This is a genomic window from Flavobacterium hercynium, from assembly GCF_002217285.1.
Classification (GTDB): Bacteria; Bacteroidota; Bacteroidia; order Flavobacteriales; family Flavobacteriaceae; genus Flavobacterium; species Flavobacterium hercynium.
In genome coordinates this window covers 174,652-197,758 of record NZ_MUGW01000025.1, presented here as the reverse complement: position 1 = coordinate 197,758, position 23,107 = coordinate 174,652, and the positions used below count along the sequence as shown (strand labels likewise).

Annotated in this window: 16 protein-coding genes; 15 read left to right on the top strand and 1 reads right to left on the bottom strand. The window is 35.5% G+C overall.

What is annotated here, in order from left to right; translation table 11 throughout:
* The first annotated feature begins 27 nt into the window (after positions 1–27).
* The 8 genes from B0A66_RS13035 to B0A66_RS13000 all read left to right on the top strand — a co-directional run bounded on the left by B0A66_RS13035 (position 28) and on the right by B0A66_RS13000 (position 9,911).
* Positions 28–1,494 (top strand): MFS transporter, encoded by a 1,467-nt coding sequence (locus B0A66_RS13035; RefSeq protein ID WP_089050292.1) that lies wholly within the window; start codon positions 28–30, stop codon positions 1,492–1,494.
* Positions 1,495–1,579: 85 nt separating this feature from the next.
* Entirely contained in the window at positions 1,580–2,416 is an 837-nt protein-coding gene (gene kduI / locus B0A66_RS13030) for a 5-dehydro-4-deoxy-D-glucuronate isomerase (protein ID WP_089050279.1), read from the top strand.
* 5 nt (positions 2,417–2,421) lie between these two features.
* Positions 2,422–3,213 carry a gluconate 5-dehydrogenase gene (locus B0A66_RS13025; protein WP_089050278.1) on the top strand — a complete coding sequence of 264 codons (792 nt, stop codon included), beginning with the start codon at positions 2,422–2,424 and terminating at the stop codon, positions 3,211–3,213.
* Positions 3,214–3,235: 22 nt separating this feature from the next.
* On the top strand, positions 3,236–4,642 hold the full coding sequence (gene uxaC, locus B0A66_RS13020; protein WP_089050277.1) for a glucuronate isomerase: 1,407 nt from the start codon (positions 3,236–3,238) through the stop codon (positions 4,640–4,642).
* A 246-nt stretch (positions 4,643–4,888) separates the two neighbouring features.
* Positions 4,889–5,911, top strand: a complete 1,023-nt coding sequence (locus tag B0A66_RS13015) for a sugar kinase (RefSeq protein ID WP_089050276.1) — start codon at positions 4,889–4,891, stop codon at positions 5,909–5,911.
* An 11-nt stretch (positions 5,912–5,922) separates the two neighbouring features.
* Positions 5,923–6,594 (top strand): bifunctional 4-hydroxy-2-oxoglutarate aldolase/2-dehydro-3-deoxy-phosphogluconate aldolase, encoded by a 672-nt coding sequence (locus tag B0A66_RS13010; RefSeq protein WP_089050275.1) that lies wholly within the window; start codon positions 5,923–5,925, stop codon positions 6,592–6,594.
* Between the two features lie 216 nt (positions 6,595–6,810).
* Entirely contained in the window at positions 6,811–8,259 is a 1,449-nt protein-coding gene (locus B0A66_RS13005; protein WP_089050274.1) for a tagaturonate reductase, read from the top strand.
* A gap of 29 nt (positions 8,260–8,288) precedes the next feature.
* The gene (locus tag B0A66_RS13000; RefSeq protein WP_089050273.1) at positions 8,289–9,911 is read left to right on the top strand and encodes a UxaA family hydrolase; all 1,623 of its coding nucleotides are present in this window, start codon (positions 8,289–8,291) and stop codon (positions 9,909–9,911) included.
* Positions 9,912–10,432: 521 nt separating this feature from the next.
* Here B0A66_RS13000 and B0A66_RS12995 read toward each other — a convergent pair.
* Positions 10,433–11,461, bottom strand: coding sequence for a LacI family DNA-binding transcriptional regulator (locus B0A66_RS12995; RefSeq protein ID WP_089050272.1), 1,029 nt, complete (start codon positions 11,459–11,461; stop codon positions 10,433–10,435).
* Positions 11,462–11,746: 285 nt separating this feature from the next.
* Between B0A66_RS12995 and B0A66_RS12990 the strand changes: the two genes are divergently transcribed.
* The 7 genes from B0A66_RS12990 to B0A66_RS12960 all read left to right on the top strand — a co-directional run bounded on the left by B0A66_RS12990 (position 11,747) and on the right by B0A66_RS12960 (position 23,105).
* A complete protein-coding gene (locus B0A66_RS12990; protein WP_089050271.1) occupies positions 11,747–13,177 on the top strand; it encodes a glycoside hydrolase family 28 protein in 1,431 nt (476 codons plus the stop codon).
* Positions 13,178–13,291: 114 nt separating this feature from the next.
* Positions 13,292–16,462 (top strand): SusC/RagA family TonB-linked outer membrane protein, encoded by a 3,171-nt coding sequence (locus B0A66_RS12985; RefSeq protein ID WP_089050270.1) that lies wholly within the window; start codon positions 13,292–13,294, stop codon positions 16,460–16,462.
* Between the two features lie 11 nt (positions 16,463–16,473).
* Entirely contained in the window at positions 16,474–18,177 is a 1,704-nt protein-coding gene (locus tag B0A66_RS12980; RefSeq protein ID WP_089050269.1) for a RagB/SusD family nutrient uptake outer membrane protein, read from the top strand.
* 109 nt (positions 18,178–18,286) lie between these two features.
* Positions 18,287–19,222: an alpha/beta hydrolase gene (locus tag B0A66_RS12975; RefSeq protein ID WP_089050268.1), complete on the top strand. Its 936-nt coding sequence runs from the start codon at positions 18,287–18,289 to the stop codon at positions 19,220–19,222.
* Between the two features lie 7 nt (positions 19,223–19,229).
* A complete protein-coding gene (locus B0A66_RS12970) occupies positions 19,230–20,195 on the top strand; it encodes a DUF4861 family protein (protein ID WP_089050267.1) in 966 nt (321 codons plus the stop codon).
* 50 nt (positions 20,196–20,245) lie between these two features.
* Positions 20,246–21,466 carry a glycoside hydrolase family 88/105 protein gene (locus B0A66_RS12965; protein ID WP_089050266.1) on the top strand — a complete coding sequence of 407 codons (1,221 nt, stop codon included), beginning with the start codon at positions 20,246–20,248 and terminating at the stop codon, positions 21,464–21,466.
* 43 nt (positions 21,467–21,509) lie between these two features.
* Complete coding sequence (locus B0A66_RS12960) at positions 21,510–23,105, top strand: glycoside hydrolase family 43 protein (protein WP_089050265.1); 1,596 nt, start codon at positions 21,510–21,512, stop codon at positions 23,103–23,105.
* Positions 23,106–23,107 lie beyond the last annotated feature (2 nt).

Below are 23,107 nucleotides of genomic sequence, written 5' to 3'. Positions count from 1 at the left end.
AATTATAAATTTATAATAACCGTTACCATGAACAAATCTGAAGTTACGATGAATCAAACCAATAAATCTGCTGGAAAGTATCGTTGGAGTATATGTGCCTTGTTGTTTTTTGCAACAACCATCAATTACCTGGACAGACAAGTACTTTCTTTAACATGGAGCGACTTCATCGCACCGGAATTTCATTGGACAAATAATGACTACGGAAACATTACAGCCTTATTTTCTATCTTTTATGCTGTTTCATTACTATTTGCAGGAAGATTTGTAGATTGGTTAGATACCAAAAAAGGTTTTTTATGGGCAATCGGTATTTGGTCATTTGGAGCCTGTCTTCATGCATTTTGTGGTATTGCAACATCAGGAATTATTACAGGTAACTGGTTTGTTGGTTTTCATGAATCACGAGATATAATCAATACAATAAACGATACCGGAATGGTTATCAATGTGAGTGTGAGCTTATTTATTTTTGCCCGCTTTATTTTGGCGATTGGAGAAGCCGGAAACTTTCCTGCAGCGATCAAGACGACAGCAGAATATTTTCCTAAAAAAGACAGAGCTTTTTCTACCAGTATTTTTAATGCAGGTGCTACAGTAGGCGCTTTAGCAGCTCCAATATCAATTCCGTTTATTGCAAAATCGTTTGGTTGGGAAATGGCGTTTATTATTATTGGTGCACTTGGATTTGTATGGATGGGATTCTGGGTGTTTATGTATGAAAAACCAGAGAAACACAAAAGAGTTAGTGCTGAAGAATTAGCTTATATTCAACAAGATGATATTGCTGACAGCAAATTAGCAGGTTATGTTCCGGAAACAACAACAAAGGTTTCTTTTGTAGATTGTTTTAGATACAAACAAACGTGGGCTTTTGCTTTTGGTAAATTTATGACAGATGGTGTTTGGTGGTTCTTTTTATTCTGGACTCCGGCGTATTTAAGCTCCGTTTACGGAATGGATTCTACAGAAGCAGCCCTTCCTTTATTTGTTCTTTATATGATTACATTATTGTCTATTATTGGAGGATGGTTACCAACCTATTTTGTAGAGAAAAAAGGAATGAATCCGTACGAAGGAAGAATGAAAGCCATGTTGATTTTTGCATTCTTTCCGTTATTAGCGCTAATCGCGCAACCTTTAGGATATATTAGCTATTGGTTACCGATTATTATAATCGGAATTTCAGGTGCGGCGCATCAATCATGGTCAGCCAATATATTTACAACGGTGGGAGATATGTTTCCTAAAAAAGCAATCGCTACGATTACCGGAATTGGTGGTCTTGCGGGTGGAATAGGTTCGACTTTAATCAACAAAGGATCAGGAGTTTTGTTTGATTATACTAAAGAAACAAACATGCATTTCTTAGGTTTTCAAGGAATTGAAGCAGGTTACTTTATTATTTTCTCCATTTGTGCAGTTTGTTACCTGACAGGTTGGGTAGTAATGAAATCGCTGGTTCCTAAATACGCTCCGATAACAGATTTATAAGATTACCAAAAATTTAATAGACTAAATTATGGTATTTAAAGATAAAAATATAATTTTGTGCAATCGATTACATTAAATAGAAATTATGACAAAATATAGCTCAAGATACGCGTCAAGCCCAGAGGCAGTTAAAAAATATGATACACAACAATTAAGAAAAGAATTCCTGATTGATGATCTAATGCAGGAAAACGAAATTGTATTGGTGTATTCCCATTACGACAGATACATTGCAGGTTCTGCAGTTCCTGTACAGGATTTGGTTCTTGAAAGTATTGATCCGCTAAAAGCAAGTTATTTTTTAGAAAGAAGAGAAATCGGAATCATTAATGTGGGTGGAAGCGGTTCTGTAATTGTAGAAGGAAAAACATACGCACTTGGATTTAAAGATGCGCTTTATATCGGAAGCGGAAATAAAGAAGTAATCTTTAAAAGCGACGACAGCAAAAATCCGGCTAAGTATTACATCAACTCAGCACCCGCTCATACGAGTTATCCGACAGTAAAAGTAAGTTTGGCTGAAGCTAATAAATTAGAATTGGGAACAATGGAAACGGCGAATCACCGTACGGTAAACCAAATGATTATTGGTAGTGTTGTAACTACTTGTCAATTGCAAATGGGAATGACGGAACTAAGACCAGGAAGCGTTTGGAACACAATGCCGGCTCACGTTCACGATCGTAGAATGGAAGTTTATTTTTATTTAGACATACCGGAGAATCAGGCTGTTTGTCATTTTATGGGAGAACCACAAGAAACAAGACACATCTGGATGAACAATCATCAGGCCGTTATTTCTCCACCTTGGTCCATTCATTCAGGCTCAGGAACAAGTAATTATACTTTTATTTGGGGAATGGCAGGTGAAAATCTAGATTACGGAGATATGGATGTTTGTAAAATAACAGATTTAAGATAAGAATCATGACGAACTTATTTGATATAAAAGGAAAAGTTGCCCTTATTACAGGAAGTACACACGGACTGGGAATGGCAATGGCAAAAGGATTGGGTCAGGCGGGCGCTACAATTGTAGTAAACGGAAACTCATCACAGCAAAAAATTGACGATGCAGTAAAAGAATTGCAAAGCGAAGGTATACAAGCGGTGGGTTACAAATTTAATGTAACAGACGAAAGCGAAGTAAAAGAAGCAGTTCAGAAAATTGAAAATGAAGTTGGACCAATCGCTATTTTGATTAACAACGCGGGAATCATTAAAAGAATTCCGTTAATCGAAATGGAAGTTGCTGATTTTAAAGAAGTAATCGATATCGATTTGGTAAGTCCTTTTATTGTTTCGAAGCATGTTGCAAAAGGAATGATCGAAAGAAGACAAGGGAAAATAATCAACATTTGCTCCATGATGAGCGAGTTGGGACGTAATACTGTTGGTGCGTATGCTGCTGCTAAAGGAGGCTTGAAAATGCTGACTAAAAATATGGCAACAGAATGGGCAAAATACAATGTTCAGATCAATGGTATTGGTCCGGGGTATTTTGCAACAGAACAAACGAAACCAATTCGTGTTGACGGACATCCGTTTAACGATTTTATTATTAGCCGTACTCCGGCTGCAAAATGGGGAGATCCGGGTGATTTAGCCGGAGCTGCTATATTTTTATCTTCTAAAGCAAGTGATTTTGTTAACGGGCATATTTTGTATGTAGATGGTGGAATTTTAGCGACCATTGGTAAACCGTCTAACGAAGAATAACTCTTAATTAAATTAAAAAGACATGAGCGCAAATCAAACATTCATAAACGATAACTTTTTACTTGAAAATAAATTCGCAGAAGAGTTATACCATACTTATTCAAAAAATCAGCCAATTATTGATTATCACAATCATTTGAATCCTCAGTTTATTGCTGAAGATAAAATTTTTGATAACATCACGCAGGTTTGGATTAATGGCGATCATTACAAATGGCGTGCAATGCGTACGTTGGGTGTAAATGAGCAATTCATTACCGGAAATGGTTCTGATAAAGATAAGTTCTTAAACTGGGGGAAAACGGTTCCGTATACGATGCGTAATCCGTTGTACCACTGGACACATTTAGAACTAGCACGTTATTTTGATATTTATGATTTGCTAAATGAAAAATCTGCTGAAAAAATATACATTGAAACTTCTGAAAAAATAAATTCAGGAGCATTCAGCACGCAAAACCTCCTTAAAAAAGTAAATGCTGAAGTAGTTTGTACAACAGAAGATCCGATTGATACTTTAGAACACCATCAAAAGTTGGCTAAAAATCCTTTCGGAACCAAAGTAAGTACCGCTTTCAGACCTGATAAAGCCATTTTGATTTCAAATGATGGTTATAATGCATATCTGGACACATTGGGGGATGTGTCCGGTATTGCAATCAATTCGTATGCTGATTTACGCAGCGCACTAAAAAACAGAATTGAATTTTTCGCAGCAAACGGCTGTAAATTAAGCGATCACGGTTTAGATCAGATTTATTTTGAAGATTTTACCGAAAATGAGGTAACTTCAATTTTCAAAAAGAAAAGAGAAAATCAGCCTATATCTCCTGAAGAAGCTTTAAAATTTCAAAGTGCTATATTGTTATTCCTTTCAGAAACGTACCATGAATTTGGATGGGTACAGCAATTTCACCTTGGAGCGCTTCGTAACAATAATGCAAGAATGCACAGAATTCTTGGCCCTGATACCGGATGGGATTCTATCGGAGATTATCCGCAGGCACAAAAACTATCGTCATTCTTAAATGCATTGGATAGCAAAGATAAATTGACAAAAACAATTATTTATAATCTGAATCCTGCTGACAATGAAGTTATGGCGACCATGATTGGAAACTTTAATGACGGAAGTGTTAAAGGAAAAGTACAGTTTGGTTCAGGATGGTGGTTTTTAGACCAAAAAGACGGAATGACCAAACAATTAAATGCACTGTCAAACATGGGATTAATTAGCTGTTTCATTGGAATGCTAACAGACTCCAGAAGCTTTTTATCTTTCCCAAGACACGAATATTTCAGACGTATTTTGTGTAATCTTTTAGGAGACGAAATCAAACGCGGAGAGTTACCAAACGACATGGAATGGATTGGAAAATTAGTTTCAGATATTTCATATAACAATGCTAAAGAGTATTTTAAGTTTTAGAATTTTAGATTTTTTGGATTGTTAGATTTTTAGATTGTTGGAATTTTAGATTTTTTGGATTGAAAAATTTAATGATTGAAGTATTTAAAGATTGAAGGATTCAACAAATTCATCGATTCCGCAAATTAACGAATTCAACGATTCAACAAATAATCGATTCAACGATTTACCAAATAAACGATTTAACGATTTAACGATTCAACAAATTTAACAAATAAACAAATAAACGATTCAACAATAAAAAGTATGAGTAAAGTAGTTGCATTCGGCGAAATAATGCTGCGCCTTTCGACAGAAAGTCATTTGCGTTTTTCACAGGCTAAAGCGTTTGGCGCATCTTACGGTGGCGGTGAATTTAATGTTTGCGTGTCATTGGCTAATTACGGAGTAAATGCAGAGTTTGTAACAAGATTGCCTGAAAATGAAATTGGAGCATCGGCTTTGAAAGAAATGCGAAAAATGAACGTCGAGTCAAAAAATGTTGTTTTTGGAGGCGAGCGTTTAGGAATTTATTTTCTGGAAACAGGAGCAGGAGCACGTGGCAGTAATGTCGTATATGATCGTGCACACAGCTCAATGGCAACTATTGAAAAAGGAACTATTGACTGGGAGAAAGTTTTAGAAAATGCAACCTGGTTTCATTGGAGTGGCATTACACCTGCAATTTCTGAAACTGCAGCTGAGGCCTGTTTAGAAGCTATTAAAGCAGCTCATAAATTTGGAATTACCATTTCATGCGACTTAAATTACAGATCAAAATTATGGCAATATGGTAAAACGCCAAGTGATGTTATGCCCGAAATGTTACAATATTGTAATGTTATTTTAGGAGATATTGACACAGCGTATTTTATGTTGGGAATCCCAAAAGTGAATCCAAATTATCAAGATGAAAAATCGCTTCCTGTTTTATATACAAAGTTATTTGATATGATTCCGAATTTAAAAACGGTGGCGACTACATTACGCTATTCCGTAAGTGCTTCTCATCAAAGAATTGGCGGTATTTTATTCGACGGAAAATCGGTTTATCATGCAGCAATAAAAGAAGTTAATCCCGTTGTTGACCGCGTAGGAAGCGGAGATGCTTTCATGGGCGGATTAATTTACGGATTGCAGGAATATCAAAATAATAATCAGAAAGCATTAGATTTTGCTGTAGCAGCTTGTTGTTTAAAACACACCATTGCAGGGGATTATAATCTGGTTACATTAAAAGAAGTAGAAAATATGTTAGATGGCAATGCTTCGGGATTGGTATCTAGATAATTGATAAAAATATGGCAAAATATTCAAGAATTGAAGTAGCATTAACAATGAAAGAAAATGGTATGGTGCCGTTGTTTTTTCACTCTGATATTGAAATTAGCAAAAAAGTTTTAAAAGCCTGCTACGATGGAGGTTCCCGATTGATGGAGTTTACCAGCAGAGGCGATTTTGCTCATGAAGTTTTTGGAGCTTTAAACAAATACGCCTTAGCAGAATTACCGGGAATGATACTGGGAGTTGGTTCTGTAACAGATGCAGCTGCTGCTTCATTGTATATGAGTTTAGGAGCAAACTTTATTGTTACTCCGGTATTTAGAGAAGATATTGCAATTGCCTGCAATCGTCGTAAAGTATTGTGGTCGCCAGGTTGCGGTTCGCTTACAGAAATTGCAAGAGCAGAAGAATTAGGCTGTGAAATTGTAAAATTATTTCCAGGTGATATCTACGGACCGGAATTTATAAAAGCAATAAAAGGACCTTGTCCGTGGACGAATATTATGCCAACCGGAGGTGTTTTGCCAACGGTAGAAAGTCTGAGTTCATGGCTTGGAGCCGGAGCACATTGTGTAGGGCTGGGTTCACAATTGATTTCGAAAGATATAATCGATAATAACGACTTCGAAGGTTTAAAAAACAAAGTAAGTCAGGTACTTGAGATTATTCAAAATATTAAAAATAAATAAGGGTTGCTCATACTGGTCCCTTATTGTGATGCGTTTTTTTTTAGAGTTTTAGAAGTTGTAATAGAACATTATGCTTTGAAATAGAGATTGTCACTCCTCACAGCAATTTTTATTTTATCATGAAGTATAATGTTTCTTTTACAATTTGAGGAGGTAATTTTCGAAAAGAGATAAGTCATTAAATGTGATTATTTATAAAGCTTTAAAGAATTTATAATGGAAAAAATAAACAGATCAAAAGTGGAGTTGACAAACAAACTTCCGATAAAAATAGTACAATTTGGAGAAGGTAATTTCTTAAGAGCCTTTGTAGAATATGCGTTTCAGAAATTAAATCAGGATGCTGATTTTAATGCCGGAATTGCGGTTGTACAGCCTATTGATAAAGGTTTAGTAAAAATGATTAATGATCAGGACGGACTGTATACATTATTCATGAAAGGCGTTAAAAAAGGTGAAGAAATTCAGGAAAAAGAATTGATTACCAATATTGTAAAAGCAGTTGATCCGTATGCATCTTTTCAGGACTTTTTAGCATTGGCAAGAGAAGAAGAATTGGCTTTTATCATCTCTAATACTACTGAGGCAGGTATCGAATACATTCAATCGGATCGTCCTGATATGCAGCCGCCTGTTTCTTTTCCTGCAAAACTAACGGTGCTTCTGCATGAACGATTTAAGCATTTTAAAGGTGATAAATCAAAAGCGCTGACTATTATTCCATGTGAATTAATTAATTATAACTCAGATACTTTAAAAGAAATTGTTTTAAAATATGCTGTAGACTGGCAATTAGAATCTGATTTTAAATTGTGGTTAATCAACGACTGTACTTTTCATAATACATTGGTAGATAGAATTGTACCGGGATATCCAAGAGATCAGATCGAAGAATACAACAGTAAGCTTGATTACAAAGACGATTTGATTGTAAGTGCAGAAAGCTTTTTCCTTTGGGTAATCGAAGGTGATGATAGGCTAAAAGCAAAATTACCATTTGAGAAAACAAGTCTTGATGTAAAAATTGTAAAAGACATGCAGCCTTATCGTACACGTAAAGTGAGAATCCTGAACGGTGCGCATACTGCAATGGTTCCTTTTTCATTGCTTTACGGAAATGAAACCGTTAAAGAAACCGTTGATAATTCATTTACAGGAGAATTTGTGAACAAAGCTGTTTTCGATGAAATAAACGAAACGCTAAACATGGATGCTGACGAATTAAAAAGTTTCTCTGAAGAAATTTTAGATCGTTTTAGAAATCCGTTTATCAAACATTTATTGTCATCGATAGCATTGAATTCTATTTCTAAATTCAAAGTGCGTGTTTTACCAAGTTTAACGGGTTATGTAGACATTCATCATAAATTACCGGTTCATTTAACGTTTGCTTTTGCAGCTTTAATTCGTTTTTACAAAGGAACATGGAAAGGCGAAAGTTTACCGGTAAACGACAGCGAAGATATAGTAGCTTTTTTTGATGGAGTTTGGAAGGCCGATGATTACAAGGAAGTAGCACGACTTACTTTGCAGAATAAAAGTTTTTGGGATGAAGATTTAACAGCAATTCCATCATTAACAGCTGCAATTGCAATTGCTTTAGAAGAAATTGATGCCAATGGTATTGAGCAAGGCTTTATCAATTTTCAAAAACAGATTAAATAAAATAAAAGAACTCACATACTCGTATAGTTATGGCAACGCAAAAACAATTAATAAAAGTCAATCCTACTGATAACGTAGCGGTGGCTTTAGTAAATCTGCAAGCTGGAGAGAGAATCGACTTTGAAGGAGAAACTATCACAGTGGAGTCTGATGTAAAAATGAAACATAAAATAGCTCTAAATCCGCTAAATGTTGGAGATAGAATTATTATGTATGGTGTTTTGGTTGGAAAAGCCAGCGCACGAATTGAAAAAGGCGGATTACTATCGACTTTAAATGTAAAACATGAAAGCGATAAAGTAACCGGAAAAACAGAAACAATCGGTTGGGATTCACCCAATATAGATAAATGGAAAGACAGAACTTTCCTGGGCTATCACAGAGAAGACGGGCAGGTAGGAACAGAAAATGTATGGTTGTTTTTTCCTTTGGTTTTTTGTGAAAACAGAAACATCGAAATCCTGAAAGATATTTTCGAAAAGGAGTTGATGAAACCAAAAGAAAACGATTATCAGTTGTTGCTTCGTTCATTAGTTAAATCAGAAAGCGGTGGCGTTGGTAATGAAGCAGCTTCAAACGATTCGAATTTGTTTAATAACATTGATGTAAAGTTTATTACGCATCAGGGTGGTTGTGGTGGAATTCGTCAGGATTCACATAGCTTAGCTAAATTGTTGGCAGGTTATGTAAACAATCCAAACGTTGCCGGAGCTACAGTTTTGAGTTTAGGTTGTCAAAATCTTCAAATTCAAATCTTTAAAGATGCTTTAGACGAAATAAATCCGAATAGTAAAAAGCCTGTTCTGATTTACGATCAACAGCAAATCGGAACAATTGAAACGATGTTGAGCAGTGTAGTAAAAGATACTTTTGAAGCAATTAAAAAAGCAAACGAACTGCAAAGAACACCAGCACCTTTATCAAAACTAAAAATTGGTTTAGAATGTGGTGGTTCAGACGGATTCTCCGGAATATCTGCTAACCCTACATTAGGTGTAACATCAGATTTACTGGCTGCATTAGGAGGAACAACAATTCTTTCTGAGTTCCCTGAGCTATGTGGTGTAGAGCAGGAGCTGGTAAACCGTTGTGTAGAAGACGAAGGTGGAAAGCGTTTTTTGGAATTGATGAAATGGTACGAAAAAACCGTTGTCGATGCCGGTTCGGGATTTGATATGAATCCGTCTCCGGGTAACATTAAAGATGGTTTAATTACAGATGCGATGAAATCTGCAGGAGCAGCCAAAAAAGGAGGAACGTCTCCAATTGTTGGTGTTTCGGATTATGGTGAATACATTACAAAACCAGGATTAAACCTGCTTTGTACACCAGGTAACGATGTGGAATGTACTACTGCAATGGTTGGTTCAGGAGCGAATATGGTCTTGTTTACAACCGGTTTAGGAACGCCAACAGGAAATCCAATTGCTCCTGTGGTAAAAATTTCATCGAATACTGAATTAGCGAAAAAAATGTCGGACATTATTGATATCGATACAGGTGGAATCATTACCGGAGAGAAATCAATTGATGAAATGGCAGATGAAATGCTGGAGTTTATCATAGATGTTGCCAGCGGAACTATAAAAACCAAAGCAGCAATCTTAAACCAAAATGATTTTATTCCTTGGAAAAGAGGCGTTTCGCTTTAAGCAAAAATAATTTACAGTAAATTATAACTTCATACGACCTGCAAGGCTTTGAGAACCTTGCAGGTCTTTTTTTTTGTTTATTTATTTTGCGCTTAATTTTAGACGCTGATGACGTGGATTCGCTTCGCGAAAACACGGATTTCTACGGATTTGCACCCATTATTGTCATTTCGAGGAACGAGAAATCTTCGCAAGTAACTCCGTAAAGTATAGTCAATTGTCGAATTTCAAACGAAGATTTCTCGTTCCTCGAAATGACAATTGGGGAGAATAGCACGAGGCGTCGCAAGTAAACGGTGCAAACAAGAATGTCTAAAAAATAACAATTGCGATAAGAAAAAATCCGTGTAAATCTGTGTTTTCGCGAAGCGAATCCGCGTCATCCGCGTTTCATAATTTAAACCTATAAAAAAAACTGCCAGAAAATATACATCTCTGACAGTTTGGATCTACTTTTTTTTGGGGCAAAAAGATAGAAAAATTATTAAATAAACCGATTATAAAAAACGGCTTAAATTATATTAAGAAGAAGTTCTTGACGATGATTTACGAATGTGTAATTCCGGTGCAAGGACAACCTTTTTTTCAATTTTAATAGTTTCGGTTTTATCAACTTGTTCTAAAAATACACGAGCAGACATTTTACCCATTTCAAGTGGTGACTGATCAACAGATGTTATCGATAATTCCATAAATTTGGTAAACGGTTCATTACTAAAACCTGCTACACAAAACTGTTTCGGAATGCTAATGTTTCTTTCCTTCAATTCCTGAATAGCTCCCAATGCAGCAAAATCACTTGATGAAAATATAGCATCCGGTGCGATAGGTAATTTCAGTAATGTTTCTACGGCGTCTTTTCCTGCTTCAACAGCACTCTTTACATTAATTACATATTCCTCTTTAAAAGTCATTCCGTTGTCCAGCAAAGCTTGTTTGTAGCCTAAGAAACGATTTTTAAAGATAGCAAGTGATTGATCTCCGGAAAGATGCGCAATACATCTGCAACCTTCATCAATCAAATGTTTGGTAGCGATGTAACCACCTTTGAAGTCATTAATAGTTACAGAACTTACTCCGCTAATGTCTTTGCTTCTGTCAAAAAAGATAAGCGGGACGTTTTTCTCAAGTACATAATGAAATGCACCTGTATTTTCGTCTGCAACATCGGTAACGGACATCAGGATGCCATCAACCTGAGCATCTATTAAAGTATAAAGGTTTTCGTTTTCTCTTTGCGGATCTTCGTGAGTCTGGCAAATAATAACCTGATAACCGTGCGGTTGGAGTTCTTCTTCGATACCACGAATTACAGAGGCAAAAAAGTTGCTGTCGATACGTGGTACAATTACTCCTATGTTATTACTGCGTCCGCTTTTTAATGCTAAAGCAAGTTTGTTTTGCTTATAGTTCATTGAAGCTGCTGTTTTAAGAACCAACTCACGCGTACTTTCCTTAATCTTAGGATTGTTATTCAATGCTCGGGAAACTGTAGCGGCGGTGATATTTAGTTTCTTAGCAATATCATATATCGTTATCTTTTCGCTCATTCAATTGGTCGTTATATATTATTAACTGGACAAAAATACATTTTTTTTATATATCAATTATAAAATGTTATCGATTACCTTCTTTTAAAACTAAAACGTTTTCAGTTCTATTATGGTAATAAATTATGTGTTTTTTTACATTAAGTGTAATTATAATTTCAAATAAAAATTAAATATATAAAAAAAATCTAAATAAATTTGCTGTGATGAAACTATTTTTATACTTTCGTGTAATCGATTACATAATGTTATTGTTTTTTATAATAAATTAAAGAAAGAGCATAAATGATTACAAATAAGAATATACTGTTTAAATCAATTACTTTTTTTAGCACCTTATTAATGGTATTTTCTTGTTGTGCTCAACAAGCAACTGTTATTACCGAAACAGATCCGTGGAAAAGAATGGAGTTAATCATAAAAGGTATTCCGCAAACTCAATTTTCAGATAAAATATATAGTATAAAAAATTATGGTGCTGTAGCCGATGGTAAAACATTAAATACAGAAGCTTTTAGAAAAGCAATTAAAGCTTGTACTGAAAATGGCGGTGGGAAAGTGTTGGTTCCAAATGGTAAATACCTTACGGGATCAATTCACTTAGAAAATAATGTGAATTTACATTTAGAAGATAAAGCCGAAATACTTTTTAGTACAGATCCAAAAAATTATCCTTTAGTACATACATCATTTGAAGGAACAGAATTAATAAACTATTCACCTCTTATTTTTGCCCGTAACAAAACCAATGTTGCTGTTACCGGAAAAGGAACACTAAACGGTCAGGCAAATAATGACAATTGGTGGTCTTGGGCAGGAAGTAAATATTATGGATGGAAAAAAGGAGTTCCTTCTCAAAACGATCCTAAAAATAGAGAAACTTTAGTTGCAATGGCGGAAGAAAATGTTCCGGTTGAGAAAAGAGTTTTTGGAGACGGACATTATTTGCGTCCTAATTTTATTGAATTTTTTGAATGTAATACGGTACTTATTAAAGATGTCACAATCATTAATGCGCCATTTTGGATTTTACATCCATTAAAATCAAATAATGTTATTGTTGATGGTGTAACGATTACAAGCCACGGACCTAACAATGATGGTTGTGATCCGGAATATTCTCAGAACGTATTGATTAAGAACTGCACGTTTAATACTGGTGATGATTGCATTGCCATTAAATCAGGAAGAGATGCTGATGGAAGACGTGTTGGTATTCCAAGTAAAAATATTATTGTGCAAAATTGTAAAATGATAGACGGACATGGCGGTGTTGTTATGGGAAGCGAAATTTCTGCAGGTGTAAATAATGTTTTTGTAGAAAATTGCATCATGGACAGTCCAAATCTTGAAAGAGCAATCCGAATTAAAACAAATTCAAAACGAGGCGGTACTACAGAAGATATCTATGTTCGAAATATTGAAGTAGGAACTGTAAAAGAATGCGTTTTAAGAGCTACGATGTTTTACAATGTTTACGGTTCACAAAACGGTGATTTTATTCCCACAATAAAAAATATAAGCCTTGAAAATATAAAAGTAAAAAACGGAGGAAAATTTGGGATTTTAGCCGATGGCTACGAACAATCCCCAATAGAAAACATAACACTTAAAGATGTTATCATAGAAAAAGTAGACTCCGTTCACTCACTTAAAAACGTTAAAAACATAAACTTTATAAATACCTATATCAATGGGAAGAAGATTGAATTTTAGAATTTAGATTGTTGGATTATTAGATTTTTAGATAAAGTATTCACAATTTACATTTTACAATTCACAATTCACAATTCAAAAAAAAACTATCATTAACCAAACCAAAGCTAAACAATGAACATAACACAATTATTAAAGAAAAGAAAATACAATCTTGTATTTTTATTTTTCCTGAATGCAGTGTTCTGCAGTACAATGAATGCACAGTCTACTGTGATCGAAGGAAAAATTACGGATGCTGCCGGATTATCACTTCCGGGAGTTAATATTCAGGAGAAAGGAACTAAAAACGGAACTTCGACAGATTTCGAGGGAGGTTTTAAAATTAACGTTACCAATAATAAAGCGATATTAATTATTAGCTATTTAGGTTTTCAGACACAAGAAGTTAGCGTAGCAGGAAAAGCAAAAGTTAACGTAAGTCTTGCAGAACAATCCAATTCGCTTAGTGAAGTAGTTGTAGTAGGGTACGGTACGGCAAAGAAAACAGATCTTACTGGAGCGATCAATACTTTATCTGCTGCAAAAATTACAGAACGTAATGTAACCAACCCAATGGAAGCCATTCAGGGAAGTATTGCCGGAGTTCAGGTAACATCGAACTCAGGTCGTATTGGAGATGGTTTTAATGTAACGATCAGGGGAGCAAACTCTATTAATAAAGACGGATCTAAACCTCTTTTCGTTGTTGATGGTGTTCCAACAGATAATATCGACTTTTTGAATCCACAGGACATTGCCAGAATGGACGTATTGAAAGATGCTTCTTCTGCAGCGATCTACGGGTCAAGAGGAGGTAGCGGGGTTATCATTGTAACGACAAAAAGCGGATCAAGCGCTAAATCGGGAGTAACCGTTACTTTTGACAGTTCTTATGGTAACAAACAAGCTGTTCGATTACCAAAACTAATGAGTCCGGACAAATGGTGGTACTACCATCAATCAGCTTTTTTAGCAACAACAGTTTCTGCAACAAATCCAACTTATATGGATATTGATGCTAATGAGTTGAGTACAGCTGTAGGTCAGGGAGGAAGTAACAATGTTTTATTTCAAAGAGTTGCTGACAATAAATCGTATAATTGGCAGGATAACGTTTTGAAAGGCGGATATACTAAAAACAATTATTTGAATGTTTCAGGTCGTGCAGATAACGGATTGTCTTACAACATAGGTTTAGGAGCACAGACAGAAACAGGAGTTATCGATAAAGAAGGAATTGATAAGTACACGTTTAAAGCAGGTTTAAATCATAAAGTAAATGATAAAATTTCGTTTGGTGTAAATCTTACCGTTTCTAAAACAGATGAGCAACTGGGTAGTGCAACAGCAATGCAGGAAGCTTTCAGACAAAATCCATATACATCTCCTTGGGCAATTGATGCTGCCGGTAATGAAATCGTTGGAACTTACGCACAACAGCCGGGAACATTAAGATATCCAAATGGTAACCTTGCGATTAATAAAACAGGATCATACAATCCACTTTTGGAAATTGCAAATTCAAGCGATGAGATCAACAGATGGACAACTATTGGAAACGTTTTTGCAGAATACAAAGCAAACAGCTGGTTGTCCTTTAAATCTACTTTTTCAGGAGGAAAAATGGATGCAAGAGAAGGAAGATCTTCTGGAGCTCAAACTGATTTTGGTCTTAAAAATAAAAGTTTACCATCTGGAGACGTAACCAACGTTCAAAACTTTAATTTCACTTGGGATAACCAATTCAATATCAACTTTACCTTAAAAGATGCACACGTATTTAGTTTCTTAGGACTTCAGAGTTTTTATTCTAATACGACAGAAACGTATTTTCAGTCTTCAAGAGAAAATCCGTTCGAAACGAGCTTTTATAATTTAGGTTCAGGAGCTCAGGCAACTTATACCTTAACACCTACAGGAAATATCAATTTGATTCCTTCAGGAATTTTTATTCCATATTCAAGAAATACATTAGAATCGTACGCAGGTCGTTTTAATTATGCTTACAAAGGACGTTATTTGTTAACTGCTTCATTACGTTACGATGGTTCTTCTGTTTTATCAGATGATAACAAATGGACTGCTTTCCCTTCTGTAGCTTTAGGATGGAATATCCACGAAGAATCATTTTTACAAAATCAGAATGTAGTTTCTAATTTAAAATTACGTGCCAGTGTCGGAACAACCGGAAACGACAACGTAAGTCCGTATTCAAGTTTGAGTCTTTTGAGAGTTCCAACGTATTATGAATATGGCGCTACAACAGCAAACGGATATACAACTTCAAGTTTAGGAAATCCAAATTTGACTTGGGAGAAAACAAGAGAGGTTAACTTTGGTTTGGATTTTGGATTTGCAAAAAACAGAATCTCAGGTAGTGTTGACGTTTACGACAGATTATCAAAAGATTTATTATTCCAACAAGCTTTACCATTAGAAATGGGAGTTCCAACCATTACATCAAACGTTGGTTCTGTTAGTAACAAAGGTATTGAGATTGCTTTGACAACTAAAAATGTGCAGACTAAAGATGTAAGCTGGGAAACAAGTTTTACGTTTACTAAAAACGTAAACGAATTAGTTTCTATCTACGGGCAAGATAAAGTAGACGACGTGGGTAATAATTTATTTATTGGAGAAAATATTCACTCGTACTACAATTTTGTTTTTGATGGTGTATGGCAGGAAAGCGAAGCTGCACAAGCACTTTCTTACGGACAAAAACCAGGAGAAGCAAAAGTGAAAGATTTAAATAATGATGGAAGAATTGATGCGAATAATGATAGAGCAATTTTAGGAAACTACGATCCTAAATGGACAGGAAGTCTTTCTACTTCATTACGTGTAAAACAATTTGATTTATCAGTTTCAGTAATCACCAATCAGGGAATGACTGTATTTAGTGGTTTTCACGACAATTTCGCTGATGTTACAGACAGAGGTCGTCAAAAATTTGATTTAGGAGATTGGTACATTCCTGCAAATGGTGCAGGTCTTGCTCCTCAGTATTCTAATACCAACCCAATGCCACGTGGAGCGGGAGTTTATTATGATACGAATAACGTTGCTTTTTACAAAGATGCTTCTTTTGTAAAAGTTCAAAACATCGCTCTTGGATACAATCTTAACGATGATCTATTGACTAAATTAAAACTTAAGAGCATGCGTTTTTATGTGAATGTTTTAAATCCGTTTGTGTTTACAGATTACGAAGGATATGATCCTGAGTGGGCAACAGCCTCTTTAGCTGTAAACCGTGTGTCTACAATGACTGTTCAGATGGGTGTAAGTTTAAAATTTTAAATTAAAGAAAAATGAAAAAGTTCATATTATATATAGGGATATTGGCAACTACGCTTAATTCCTGTTCAGATTTTATCGAAGAAGAGAACAAAGCGTTTGGTTCAGCAGAGCAATATTATCTTACTGCTCCCGGGTTTGAATCATTAGTAAACACCAATTATTCTACATTAAAAGATATTTACGGTGGAGATCCGTGGTTGTTCGAAGCAGGTACTGACATGTATTCTGAAGGAAGAAACCAGGAACCGGAAGGATTGGCGAAATATTTAACTTTGTCATCATCATCATTAGGTGTTGACTTGTTGTACAGAACTTGTTATACTGCAATTCAGCAAGCTAATAAAGGAGTGTATTTTTCTACACTTACAGAAAGTTCAAGCACGCTGGAAACAAGAGTTGGAGAATTGAAATTTTTAAGAGCGAATGCTTATTTTCTTTTAGTTCAGACTTATGGTGGTGTGCCAATTGTACTTGATAATTTTAATAGTGCAGTTACGTCATTCGACAGAAATACGGCTGAAGAAGTATACGTTCAAATTTTAAAAGATTTGAATGAAGCACTTCCGGTAGTAAGTTCAGCAGGTTATACTGGACGTGTAAACAAAAGAGCAGTGCTAAATTTAATGGCAAAAGTTCACTTAACAAGAGGATACGAAACTTTTGCTGCAGCAGACGATTTTACAACAGCAGCAACTTTGGCAGATCAGGTAATTAATGGTCAGGCTCTAAATGTAACTTTTGAAGATGTAGTAAAACCAGGTAATGAGATGAATGCTGAAACAATCTTTTCAGTTCAGTTCTCAGAGCTTTCGAACGCAACAGGAAACACGGCTTTAGGAAATTCACAAAACTATTGGTTTGGTCCTTATTTAGGAGCAGCCGCGGCAGGAACTCCTTATCCAAACAGAAGTTATACACTTTGTCCAACCGTTTACGCATTATCATTATTCGAAAAAGGAGACAAGCGTTGGGAAAGTACTTTTATGCACGAAATCTTTACAAGATATTATGATTTCTATACATCGGCAGATAAATCAGCGTCTAAAGTAGCGCACTTTTACGAACCAAAATGGTTTACGCAGGTAGAGAGAGATGCATATTTGGCATCACATACTAACTTAGGAGCAATTAAAGCACCGGCAACATTGCCTCCGGGTTACCACCCTTGGGGATCGTATTCTTCAGCAGCACCTTCAGGAGCCGATTATAATTTAATTCCTGTTCGTAAGTTCGATGATCCAAAAGCACCTTACAGTGGCGCATCTAGTGCAAATTACAACACTACACCAATAACTCCGGCAACAAACAGAAGCAGTACACGTGATTTTATTATCGCACGTCTTGGTGAAACATATTTGATTGCGGCAGAAGCATACTTTAATGCGGGTAATTCTCCATTAGCTTTAGCACGTTTAAATGAAGTAAGAAGAAGAGCTGGTGGCGGTGTAGTAGGAGCAATTCCGGTACTAACAAGCATTGATATCAATACAATCTTAGACGAAAGAGGAAGAGAATTGTTAGGAGAATACCACCGTTGGTTCGATTTAAAACGTACAGGAACTTTAGTAGAAAGAACCGTTTTACACAATCCTAAAGTTACAAGTGCTAATGCTTTTGTTGGAGCAAACGGAAATCTTAAAATATTAAGACCAATACCACAATCAGCATTAGATTTAAATAGAAATAATAATTTCCCACAGAATCCTGCATATTAATTAGTTGGAAATTTGAATTAGTAATTAATGGTTTAAATTGTTGTTTTAATTAGTTAAAAAGGAGTTTGAATTACTCAGACTCCTTTCTTAACTATAAAAAGAGCTTGTAATGAAAAAAGCATTTTGGACTTTTCTACTCTTTTCTACTTTTGTTTTTGGACAAAATGGCTATAAAATTGACAGTTCTTATACTATAGAAAAGACGTATCAAAAGCTAATAAAGAAATATCCCTTCATTACCATTGCAAAATCTCAAAATCATAAAAATGTTACGCAGCTGAATGATATTAAATATCAGCAACTAGGAGAAAGAGTTTTGTATTTTAATGCTTTTTTTAATAAAGACAAAAAACAAAATCCAGCTGTAATTATGATTCACGGTGGCGGATGGCGCTCCGGTAATAAAAATCAAATGCAGGTTTTAGGGCAGGAAATAGCAGCAAAAGGATACGCTTGCTTTGCTATAGAATACAGACTATCATTAGAAGCAAAATATCCCGAAGGCATTCATGATGTTAAAAATGCGATTAAATTTATAAAAGACAATGCAAAGAAATTTCATGTAGATCCAGACAAAATTGCGATTTTAGGATGCTCCTCAGGAGGTCAAATGGCAGCTTTGATTGGTACAACAAACGAAAATTCAGCTTTTGAAGATCAGGCGTATAAAAGTAAGTCCTCTTCAAAAGTCAATGCAATCGTAAATATAGATGGTGTTTTAGCATTCAAGCATTCCGAATCGTCAGAAGGAGAAATGGCAAGCTTTTGGTTAGGTGGAACCTACGATGAAAATCAGGAGAATTGGAAAAAGGCATCAGCCTTGACACATACCGATAAAAATACACCGCCAATACTTTTTATAAACAGTAGTTTCGATCGGTTTCATGCCGGAAGAGATGATATGAGAGCGATATTGAATCAGTATAAAATTTACAGTGAGGTACAAACGATACCCGATTCGCCTCATTCGTTTTGGTTTTTTCAGCCTTGGTTGGATGAAACAGTACGGTACACGACACAATTTTTAGACAAAACATTAAAATAGAATAAAAATGAAAACAAAAATCACAATTGCGACCTTATTTTTATTAGGATTTTCAGCAGTAAATGCTCAAAAATATGATATTAAAACAGCTAAAACCTATGCCGAAATATCTGCAAAAACTGATGGTAAATGGGAAGGACGAAAATACATTGGCGGAACTGTTTTTAAAAACGTCGATGAATTAAAATTAGCTCCGGAACATACAGATCATTCATTTGATATTCGTTACGAAGGTCCGGGCTGGGAAAGCAACAAAGTAGGCTACCGCTTGTATCTGGATTGGAGAAATGCAATTGACATTTTCGGAAAAAAAACAGAAGCGATTATTCTGCCACAAGTAGGTCAGGATAACTTTGATTCGTATCATAACATGAGCGATTGGGGAGCGGACATTCTAAAAGCCGGAAAAGGAATTGGAATTGGTTCTATCGATCGTTATCTAAACAATGAAAAATTGCACTTTCGTGAAGTAGATTCTACTATCGCAAAAGTCGAAAACAAAACAAACGAATCTGTTGTAAAAGTGCGCTATTACGGATGGAAAACAGCTTCAGATAAAATTGATTTCACTTCGGAACTGACTATAAAACCAGATCAGCTGTACACACAACATACAATTAAGGCATCCAAAGAAATTAAAGGAATTTGTACCGGAATCGTAAAACAAAAAAACACCGAACTTCTTAAAAAAGAAAGCAAAAACAAAAAATGGGCTTACTTGGCAACTTATGGACAACAATCCTTAGTACCGGATAAACTAGGAATGGCTCTTTTTTATGAAGTTAAAACAATTGAAAGTGTAGAAGATACTTCTCTAGATTATCTTTTAGTTTTTAAACCAACAACTAAAGCAACTTCTTTTTACCTTTTAGGCGCTTGGGAACAACAAAAAGATGGAATAAAAACACAAGAAGAATTTGTTCAATATCTGGATCAAAAATTAGAAGTTCTGAACAAAAAAGGGAAACTTTAATTTTAGCAATCGCCGAATGTGGCAAATTATAAAACTTAAAAATATTCGAAATGAAAAATAATAAAAAACATAATTATTTTAAAGCGGTTGCCCTTATTTGTTTAGTAGCTTTTACAAGCTGTAAAGTTACTTCGCAAGAACCGTCAAATAAGGATATCGTGATTGCTAAAAATTTGAAATGGTCGGATAAAATGGCTTTGACTTTAATGAAACGTCATCCCGAAGCCTACATGATCGATGATTCTAAAACGCCAAAATGGGATTATGTTCACGGTTTGGTGTTGCATTCTATTGAAGAATTATATAAAAAAAATCCCGATGCCAGATATCCTGCTTACATAAAAGGATACGTTGATGCATTGGTTCAGGAAGATGGAACTATTAAAAGCTACGAGATCGAGAAATACAATATTGATATGGTTGTAGCAGGTCGTTTGCTTTTTAATATCTACAATAAAACCAAAGAAGAAAAGTATTTAAAAGCCATGCAATTGTTGCGCAAACAATTAACTGAACAGCCAAGAACAGCGAGCGGAGGATTTTGGCATAAAAAAATCTATCCTAATCAAATGTGGCTGGATGGTTTGTATATGGGAGAACCGTTTTATGCAGAATACACCACTGTTTTTGAAAAAGGAAAAGAACTGGATGATATCGCAAAACAATTCGAATTGATTCAAAAACATGCGACAGATCCTAAAACAGGTTTGTTATATCATGGGTGGGATGAAAGTAAAGCAATGCCTTGGGCAAATAAAGAAACCGGAACATCACCAAACTTTTGGTCAAGAGCATTGGGCTGGTATGTAATGGCTTTGGTAGATGTTTTAGATTACTTCCCAAAAGATCATCCAAAACAAAAAGAATTGGTTGGTTATTTAAATAATGCTTCTGCCAGTTTAGCAAAATATCAGGACAAATCAGGTTTATGGTATCAGGTTACAGATAAAGGCGGAAAAGAAGGAAACTATCTGGAAGCGTCTGGATCTGCAATGTTTGCTTATGCTTACGCAAAAGGCGCTAACAAAGGATACTTACCAGCAAATTATAAAAAATTAGCCAACAAAGCTTTCGACGGTTTAACTAAAAAATTAATTAAAGTTGAAGCAGATGGTGGTATTACTTTAACAGAAGCGTGTGCCGTAGCTGGTTTGGGTGGAAATCCATACAGAGACGGATCGTATGAATATTATGTAAAGGAAAGAAAGAAGGACAACGATCCTAAAGCGACAGGGCCATTTATCTTAGCCGCTTTAGAGCTGAACCGTTAATTTTTAAAAATACAAGCCAACAGGATTTAATAATTGCCAAAAGATGAAACGTATAAAAATCATTTTTCTTTTACTATCAGTATTCGCTATGCAGCACAGTTTTGCTCAGGCATGGATTGCTGATAACGGAGACGGAACGTACACAAATCCTATCATTCACGCTGATTATTCAGATCCTGATGTGGTGCGCGTGGGAGACGATTTTTATATGACAGCTTCTTCTTTTAACTGTATTCCGGGATTACCGATTTTGCATTCAAAAGATTTAGTAAATTGGAAAATTATCGGTCATGCCTTAATCAAACAACCGCCATTTGAAACCTACAATAAAGTACAACACGGCAATGGTGTTTGGGCGCCAAGTATAACGTTTCATAATAATGAATTTTATATTTATTATCCCGATCCTGATTTCGGAATTTACATGATTAAAGCTCCGAAGGCTACAGGACCTTGGTCAGAACCTCTTCTAGTTAAAGCAGGGCTAGGATTAATAGATCCAAGTCCGTTATGGGATGATGATGGAAAAGTCTATTTAACCCATGCTTTTGCAGGAAGTCGTGCAGGAATTAAAAGTTTGTTAGTGGTTTCTACTATGAATACTGAAGGAACAATTGCGAACAACGATGAAGTAATGATAATCGACGGACACGAAAGCGAAGGAACGATTGAAGGCCCTAAGTTTTACAAACGAAATGGGTATTACTATATTTTTGCTCCGGCCGGAGGTGTCGCAACAGGCTGGCAAACCATTTTAAGGTCAAAAAATGTCTTTGGGCCTTATGAGAAAAAGAAAGTTCTGGAACAAGGAAAAACCACAATCAATGGTCCGCATCAGGGCGCTTGGGTTCAGACACAAACCGGTGAAGACTGGTTTATACATTTTCAGGACAAAGGTGCTTACGGCAGAATTGTACATTTGCAACCTATGAAATGGGAAAAAGATTGGCCTGTAATGGGACAGGATTTTGATAAAAACGGAATTGGAGAACCGGTTACAACATTTAAAAAACCGAATGTTGGTAAACAATATCCAATCGAAAGTCCGGCAGAATCAGATGAGTTTAATGCACCAAAATTGGGTTTACAATGGCAATGGCAGGCAAATGCGCAGGTACATTGGGGATTTCCGACAAGTTTAGGATATCTTAATTTATTTTGTTTACCTACCATTACTTATAATAAAATAGCGGATGCACCCAATTTGTTGTTACAAAAATTCCCGGCAGAAACCTTTACTACAACAACTAAACTTACTTTTAACGCAAGACTAAACGGAGAATCAACAGGACTTTTAATCATGGGATTAGACTATAGTTATGCGTGTTTTAAAAATGAAAATGGCAAATTATACCTGAGTCAGAAAACAGGATCTTTTGATAAGAAAATCTGGGAAAAAGAAAGTGATCCTATTTTGATTTCCAACAATACCATCTATCTTCGGGTACACGTAAAAAAAGGCGGCGTTTGTAGTTTTTTTTATAGCTTAGATGATAAAAAATATTTACCGCTTGGTACAGATTTTACAGCAAAAGAAGGAAAATGGATTGGAGCAAAAGTGGGTCTTTTTGCGTTAAGTCAGAAAGTTACAAATGACTCCGGAAATGTAGCGGTCGATTGGTTTAGAATTACAAAATAATT

Coding starts and splice junctions, on each gene's coding strand:
- B0A66_RS13035 (WP_089050292.1), top strand. CDS start 28: ATGAACAAATCTGAAGTTACGATGAATCAAACCAATAAATCTGCTGGA.
- kduI (WP_089050279.1), top strand. CDS start 1,580: ATGACAAAATATAGCTCAAGATACGCGTCAAGCCCAGAGGCAGTTAAA.
- B0A66_RS13025 (WP_089050278.1), top strand. CDS start 2,422: ATGACGAACTTATTTGATATAAAAGGAAAAGTTGCCCTTATTACAGGA.
- uxaC (WP_089050277.1), top strand. CDS start 3,236: ATGAGCGCAAATCAAACATTCATAAACGATAACTTTTTACTTGAAAAT.
- B0A66_RS13015 (WP_089050276.1), top strand. CDS start 4,889: ATGAGTAAAGTAGTTGCATTCGGCGAAATAATGCTGCGCCTTTCGACA.
- B0A66_RS13010 (WP_089050275.1), top strand. CDS start 5,923: ATGGCAAAATATTCAAGAATTGAAGTAGCATTAACAATGAAAGAAAAT.
- B0A66_RS13005 (WP_089050274.1), top strand. CDS start 6,811: ATGGAAAAAATAAACAGATCAAAAGTGGAGTTGACAAACAAACTTCCG.
- B0A66_RS13000 (WP_089050273.1), top strand. CDS start 8,289: ATGGCAACGCAAAAACAATTAATAAAAGTCAATCCTACTGATAACGTA.
- B0A66_RS12995 (WP_089050272.1), bottom strand. CDS start 11,461: ATGAGCGAAAAGATAACGATATATGATATTGCTAAGAAACTAAATATC.
- B0A66_RS12990 (WP_089050271.1), top strand. CDS start 11,747: ATGATTACAAATAAGAATATACTGTTTAAATCAATTACTTTTTTTAGC.
- B0A66_RS12985 (WP_089050270.1), top strand. CDS start 13,292: ATGAACATAACACAATTATTAAAGAAAAGAAAATACAATCTTGTATTT.
- B0A66_RS12980 (WP_089050269.1), top strand. CDS start 16,474: ATGAAAAAGTTCATATTATATATAGGGATATTGGCAACTACGCTTAAT.
- B0A66_RS12975 (WP_089050268.1), top strand. CDS start 18,287: ATGAAAAAAGCATTTTGGACTTTTCTACTCTTTTCTACTTTTGTTTTT.
- B0A66_RS12970 (WP_089050267.1), top strand. CDS start 19,230: ATGAAAACAAAAATCACAATTGCGACCTTATTTTTATTAGGATTTTCA.
- B0A66_RS12965 (WP_089050266.1), top strand. CDS start 20,246: ATGAAAAATAATAAAAAACATAATTATTTTAAAGCGGTTGCCCTTATT.
- B0A66_RS12960 (WP_089050265.1), top strand. CDS start 21,510: ATGAAACGTATAAAAATCATTTTTCTTTTACTATCAGTATTCGCTATG.